Annotated in this window: 3 protein-coding genes and 1 pseudogene; 1 reads left to right on the forward strand and 3 read right to left on the reverse strand. The window is 53.6% G+C overall.

The window, feature by feature from the left end; genetic code table 11:
* A partial coding sequence (locus AC1DRJ_RS26245; RefSeq protein ID WP_477804716.1) for a hypothetical protein occupies nt 1–183 on the reverse strand: 183 nt, incomplete at its 3' end.
* Nucleotides 184–379: 196 nt separating this feature from the next.
* On the opposite strand from AC1DRJ_RS26245, the gene AC1DRJ_RS26250 reads away from it, so the two are divergent.
* Nucleotides 380–598 carry a hypothetical protein gene (locus AC1DRJ_RS26250; RefSeq protein ID WP_034149083.1) on the forward strand — a complete coding sequence of 73 codons (219 nt, stop codon included), beginning with the start codon at nt 380–382 and terminating at the stop codon, nt 596–598.
* A 118-nt stretch (nt 599–716) separates the two neighbouring features.
* Here the strand turns inward: AC1DRJ_RS26250 and AC1DRJ_RS26255 are convergent, their stop codons facing one another.
* Both AC1DRJ_RS26255 and AC1DRJ_RS26260 read right to left on the reverse strand, forming a co-directional pair.
* Nucleotides 717–1,337: a tyrosine-type recombinase/integrase gene (locus AC1DRJ_RS26255; RefSeq protein ID WP_223449154.1), complete on the reverse strand. Its 621-nt coding sequence runs from the start codon at nt 1,335–1,337 to the stop codon at nt 717–719.
* Between the two features lie 151 nt (nt 1,338–1,488).
* Nucleotides 1,489–1,817, reverse strand: a pseudogene (locus AC1DRJ_RS26260) (TauD/TfdA dioxygenase family protein); the annotation flags it as partial.

Consider the following 1,817-nt stretch of genomic DNA (forward strand, 5'->3'; position numbering starts at 1 on the left):
ACGGATGATGAGCATCTTCGGCATCGCAGGACTGCTTGAAGCGATCAGGGCGTGAATCCAGCCGTTTGATCGTCCATGAGCGGCTGTTTGTGCCGCTGACGCGGCCCAAGCAGCATCACGAATGCCTATGTAGTTGGATATGGCAATTCGCGCTTTCGCCTGCCGATTTCGCAGGTAACGCACGCAACTCTCAGTTTTTGACGTACTCAGTGCGTTTTCACACAGCCTGGGTCGACCTCTGCCGGTCATAATCTAGGGACGTACTGCTCAAATTCGGTCCAAAGGACTGTCAGGTCGAATTCAAATAGCTGGGTATATCTGGGAAAGGCAACGGCGAGATGAGCTAGGCTTCCGGCATCATTACTCAAGGACGACCGTCATGCCCGATAACTCAGATTGTAAGATCGCCACTGCGGACGCTCTGACATTGCTCCTCCACAACCAGCACGCCCTATGTGCAGCGATAGAAGAAATAACCAAGTGGCTGTCAGAAAATGGGGTAGGCAGTGTCGCCGCTAATGCGATATCGGCAATGGAAACGCTGGACACAAATGCTCAGGCCATCACAGATTCCATTATGAGGGTACGCCAGTCTTAGATCACTCAGTGAGGTCCAGGGCTGCCTTCTGATTTGAATGGCCCCCTGACTTTGTAGACACAACTGAATGGTAGAGGGACGGATAGCGACGGTCTGGCACGACCGTCGCAGTGAATGGTCAGACCTCCGTCTGCTCCGCCATTTCCAAGGCATCATCGACTTCGATTCCCAAGTACCTGACAGTGCTTTCAAGCTTCGTATGACCAAGCAGAAGTTGGACCGCTCTCAGGTTCTTCGTCCTGCGATAAATCAACGAAGCCTTGGTTCTCCGTAGCGTGTGAGTACCATACATGGTTGGGTCAAGACCAATGGTTGTCACCCACGCTTTGACTATTCGAGCGTATTGCCTGGTGGATAAATGCTCTGAAGCGTGCAACCGGCTCGGGAACAAGAAATCCTCACTGCGGAGACGCGCCTGGCGCATCCACGCTTCCAGAACCGTTCGGGTCTGTTCAGTGATTTCAAATTGCACTGGGTGTTGAGTTTTCTGCTGCATCACGATGGCCCGTGACGATACATGCTCCCCATGGGCAATGTCTCGGACCCGCAATTTGGTTAAGTCACAGGCACGCAGCTTGCTATCGATGGCCAAGTTGAACAGCGCCAAGTCCCGGGTCTTATCCGCAAGCTGAAGTCTTACGCGGATAGCCCAGATATCTCTGACTCGGAGCGGGGCTTTCTGACCGACAAGCTTTCCCTTGTTCCAAGGCTGATGGCGGTATCTAGCAACAGTGTTCATGGCTCGTCCTCCACGTTGAGGGAAGACAAGGGTGGATCAGTCACAATGGCTGGTGGTCGCTATCAGACCTATAGCTGCCTGTCAGCAAAGGCATAAATCGACCCAAAAGAGACGCTCAGTTGCGTCTCTGGGTTATGGAAAGGTTAATTGATCAGTAGGGTGTGTCTCCGATAATAGCCGCGCGCTCCATCTTGCGATGGCAAGGCGGATAGTCCATCACGGCATAATGCTGGGTGCAGCGGTTATCCCATATTGCCACGCTGTTTTTCTTCCAACGCCAGCGCACCTAGTACTCGGGATTGTAGGCCTGGCTGATTAGGTACTTCAGCAGGTCAACGCCGGCCTGGTTGTAATCCTGGCCGAAACGGACACGGCCATCGCGGTGGTAATTGACGAAGTGTGTGGCGTAGGCATTGACGAACAGCACCTTCTCGCCGGTTTCCGGGTGGGTGCGCACGACCGGATGCTCAGAATCTGGGT

The sequence above is a fragment of the Pseudomonas sp. P5_B2 genome (genome assembly GCF_056400445.1).